Source organism: bacterium, assembly GCA_024228115.1.
GTDB lineage: Bacteria > Myxococcota_A > UBA9160 > UBA9160 > UBA6930.
Genome location: JAAETT010000245.1, coordinates 1 through 3,664, shown reverse-complemented (window position 1 = coordinate 3,664; position 3,664 = coordinate 1). Strand labels below are relative to the sequence as shown.

The 3,664-nt window shown below is 64.4% G+C and carries 2 protein-coding genes and 1 tRNA gene; all 3 read left to right on the top strand.

Going from position 1 to position 3,664, the window contains the following annotated elements; genetic code table 11:
• The first annotated feature begins 588 nt into the window (after positions 1 to 588).
• The 3 genes from GY937_11585 (at position 589) to GY937_11575 (ending at position 3,537) form a co-directional block, all read left to right on the top strand.
• A tRNA-Ser gene (locus GY937_11585) sits at positions 589 to 676 on the top strand.
• Positions 677 to 689: 13 nt separating this feature from the next.
• Positions 690 to 1,646 carry a phosphodiester glycosidase family protein gene (locus GY937_11580; protein MCP5057351.1) on the top strand — a complete coding sequence of 319 codons (957 nt, stop codon included), beginning with the start codon at positions 690 to 692 and terminating at the stop codon, positions 1,644 to 1,646.
• A gap of 226 nt (positions 1,647 to 1,872) precedes the next feature.
• A complete protein-coding gene (locus GY937_11575) occupies positions 1,873 to 3,537 on the top strand; it encodes a hypothetical protein (protein MCP5057350.1) in 1,665 nt (554 codons plus the stop codon).
• Positions 3,538 to 3,664 lie beyond the last annotated feature (127 nt).

The window sequence follows — 3,664 nt, the reverse complement described above, 5'->3', positions numbered from 1 at the left end:
CGAAGCACACTCCGCATTCGCGCCACGGAATGGGCATCGACCACCCAAAACGAGATCCGTCAGCGTCAATCGCCGCGCGGCACGCTGAAACATTGGAAAGCCAGCTTCTCAGCCAACTTTCGTGCATAGTTCAGGCTAGAAGCGTAACCCAGAAGAAGGCAGCCGCATCCGATGTCTGTGCGACCGGACCTTCGCTCCTAGTCGACTGTGGATCGATTGGATTCAGGGCGTTGTTGTCAGTAGTTGTGGATGAGGCCAAGAGGCCGACAAGTGCATCTACGCTGTCGACTTCGTGCATCTCACCGCTGCTCAACAACGTTGTAGACCACGAACGATATCGCGAACCCTAGAACTCGCCGTGCCCCAGTTCCCTGCTGGCCATCGAGCCGGCGAAGCTCACATTGCCCCGAGATCAACGCGCTTGGCTTGATGCGGGCGAGACGTTCCGTCAACACAACCCAGTTCCAACACCTGGCCCATGCCGATAGCTGCGGCAACTGGGTCGCAAGCGACGTCAACAGCGACGTCACACCCGCGGGGCCTTTCCGCTGCTCCCGTAACTGACCGAACTCGCTAACCTTTCCGCCAGGAGAGGTGGCCGAGTGGTTGAAGGCAGCGGTCTTGAAAACCGCCAGGGTGCAAGCCCTCGAGGGTTCGAATCCCTCCCTCTCCGCCATGCGGTGTGGGTCGTGTGGACGGCGTCCTGGCTGGTTTGTCTGCTGGTAGGTCTTCCGTCCGGAGCGGCGGCGGCGGCGGGGAAGGTGACGCTCACCCGGCTGAACAGCATGAGCCCGGATCCTGCTGTGCGGCCCCAGCCGAAGGATGTCTGGAGCACCGAGGACGTTCGTCGGCAGACGGTCTTCGTCGGTCATGCGATCGATCGGCTCACGATCCTGAACAACCACGATATCGAAGGCAATTCCTACCGGGACACCGGGAAGCGGGATCGGGCGTTGCCGGATCAGGTGCGTTCGCCGAACAATCCCGGCGGATTCCCGGTCGTCGTGAACGGGACGTTCTTCGACGGCGGGTCGCGGTTGCCGCTCGGGACGATCATCCGCAATGGCGTCCTGGATGGGGTCGGGGCGAATCCGACGGAGAAGCGCGGCGGCATCGCCATCCTACAGGATGGGACGTTGGTGCTCGCTGATGCGGAGGGCCGGAGCGACGTTTCGGTCCAGGCGCGCTTTGGTCAGCCGGGGAACCCGGTGCTCCATTTCATGGGGGGTGGGGCGCTGCTGCGCAAGGACGGCACGGATGTCACTTCGGCCGAGCTCTTCACGGACCAGGTCTTCGCGCAGGGCGGCGAGGGGATCGACGCGGGGCAGTTCTACGCGACCCATCACGTCGTGCTCGCGATTCGGGAGGGTCAGGCCTACATCCTCGTGAATGAGGCCGCGATGTCTGGCCGCGCGCTTCAGCGCGAACTGAAGAAGCACTTCTCCACCGCGGTCATGTTCGATGGCGGCCGGCAACTCTTCTACGACGATGGTGGGCTCAACACGGGCCTGCCGCGCAAGGACAGCCCGACCGGTTTCGGCGTGGTACCCGTGGCGGGGGCAGGAGGGCCGCCGGGGGCCACGGTACGGGTGGGTCCGGTGCGGCCCGGCGCGGTGCCGACACCTCGCGGTGCGGGTTCACCGTGATGCAGGCCCCGAGGCAACCGTTTGGCTGCACAGCGGTTCTTTGATCTTCGTGGCAGATGGTCCCACGCTGGAACGAGGCGCGGGAAAGGACGATGATGTCCAGATAGGGTGCCATCCGGGCTAGGCTGATGCCTCTTCGTGGTCGCGCTGTATTCAGGGCCCTGCCATTCAAGGGTCAGGGCCCTGGCAATCAAGGGCTCCGGCAATCAAGGGAGATGGGCGATTGATGATCGGTAGGTCCGCGGCCGTTCTCTGCATTGCAGGCATTGCCGGGATGGGTTTGCTGTTGGCTTGTGTCGGGCCGGGAGGTGCCGAGATTTCTGCGGCGCGGGCCGCAAGCGCGGAAGGCGATCTGGTTGCCGCCCATCGCTACTACGAAGCCGCCCTGGTGTTGGCTCCCGGAAACGCGGCCGCAACCAAAGAGATCGCGAGCGTCCGAGTGCAGCTCGTGGAGCGGACGATCGCTGACGCACGGGCGGCAGCGGCGGCCGAGCAAGGGGCGCCCGGGCTTCGCGCCGCATTGCAGCGCATCGAGGCGGCGCGGCCGTACGATCCAACGGGGCGAGGGCTGACTGCGATCCGCGGGGAGTACGCTGATCGGCTCGCTTCGATCGATCGGGAGAACACCGCCCGCGCCACGCAGCTGCGCAGTTCGATCGCTGCCGGCCGTCTTGGGCTCGCGAGTGAGCAGTTGGCGGCCATCCGCGCGTCCGATCCCGGGTATGCGGAGCTGCCGGCGTTGGAATCGGAACTCGACGGGTTTCGCGCCGCGGATCTGGCTCGGCAGGTGGAGCGGGCGCTCGGCGCCCGCGAGATCCCGACGGCCCGCGCCGCCCTTCAACAGTTGATGAAGCTCGACCCGGGCCGTGCCGCATCCTTGCGGCCGAGTCTGGAGAAGGCGGAGGCGGTCTGGTTGCGCGAGCGTTCGCAGAGCGACATCGCTGCGGGTCGTTTCTACACCGCCTATCTTCGCGTGCTCGAGAGCGCGGGCGGACAGCGGCACGATGCACTGCTCGCTGAGATCCGCACCAAGGGTGCCGAGTTCTACCTCGACCAGGCGCGGAGTCGCATGCAACGGGGCGAGACGGCTCGCGCCTATCTGGAAGGTGTGAAGGGCCTCGAGCTGGCGCCGAATCACGGGCAACTCTTCGAGGTTCACCGCGACGCCCGGGATGCCCAGCTTGCGGAGATCCAGACCTATGTGGCCATCCCCACCTTTGCCGCGCCGCGCAGCCGCCCGGACCTGGGTGCCCAGTTCTCGGACGCGCTGATCAGCCATCTGTTTCGGGTGTTGCCCTACGGCGTCAACATCGTCGAGCGCGAGAAGATCGATCTGCTGATCTCCGAGCAGGACCAGGGCTTCGCCGAGCTGGGGCAGATCCTGAACGTGGATCTGATCATCTCGGGGAACGTCTCGCTGATGGAGATCGACCGGCAGGAATCCGAGCGGGAAGGTGTGACGCGGATCCAGGTCGGTACCCGCAAAGAAGCGAACCCGGCCTACGAGGCGGCGTTGCGTGCGATGACACAGAATCCGCAGACGAAGTTCGATCCCGACGATCTACCGCCTTCGACTTTGAGCACGCCGGTGCACGAGACGATTCGTTACCGCGCGGGGACGGTCACGATCAAGGGTTTCGCCACGGTTGCGGCTCGCATCTTCAACACCCAGAAGGCCTCGATCGAGTACGCTCAGGAGTTCAACGCACGGTCCACCGTGGCAGACGAGTTCCAGGATGCAGTCGATGGCACGGACATCGCGGGGGATGCCCTCGAACTCCCCTCGGAGACCGAGATCGTGGAATCTCTTCGCAACCAGCTTGTCGAGAAGGTTGCCAAGGTGATCGAGGCGCAATTCGCCGAACGTCACAAGTCGTATCTAGTGATATGATTCATAAATAAAGGGCACTATTGGACTATCCACGTTACCCTCGCGGCGAACGGCCAGAGGGGCACGATGCGGGTCGCAGCCGAGATTCACCTCAGCAAGAGCCAGCGGGCGACGCTTCAGCAATGGT